Consider the following 500-nt stretch of genomic DNA (forward strand, 5'->3'; position numbering starts at 1 on the left):
TCGAACCCAAGTCTGCGAAGAGAAAGTTCAAGGTCTTTTAAGGAGACATGATCATGACCGTGAACGATAAAGATTTTTTTATTTGAGGTATTGGAAGAAGTTTTTGGGGAAGGAGTCTTTGATTTTTGTTCTATATATGGAGTTAAATCTTCTTTTAGCTTTTTCGCCGCGGGGTCTTTACCTTGAAAGCTGAGTGTTCCTGTTTTTTCAAACCAAATAATGACTCCTCCACAGAAGGTTTTGATCTGATATGTTCCAGGGGATTGATGTGGTAGAAGTTTAGCTTCTAGAATGCAATACCCAGCCTCGCAAATTGTCTTTTGAAAATCTTCAAACGTTCCTCTGTATTTGTATTCCATTTTTATGTCCCCTTCATATCTCTATCATTCGTTGTTGGTATTTATGACCAATCTTAACAATGATGAGTTTCCCCAATCATAATGGTTTCTTTTTATAAGACATTGAACGAGAAAGTTTTTATGATGTTTTTCTCTATATAT

1 pseudogene is annotated in these 500 nt (G+C 35.4%); it reads right to left on the bottom strand.

Features of this window, described 5'->3' with window-relative positions:
• A pseudogene (locus tag ACFINZ_RS12215) lies at nucleotides 1–359 on the bottom strand (hypothetical protein); the annotation flags it as partial.
• Nucleotides 360–500 lie beyond the last annotated feature (141 nt).

This window comes from Bartonella sp. AA81SXKL (assembly GCF_042196945.1).
GTDB lineage: Bacteria > Pseudomonadota > Alphaproteobacteria > Rhizobiales > Rhizobiaceae > Bartonella.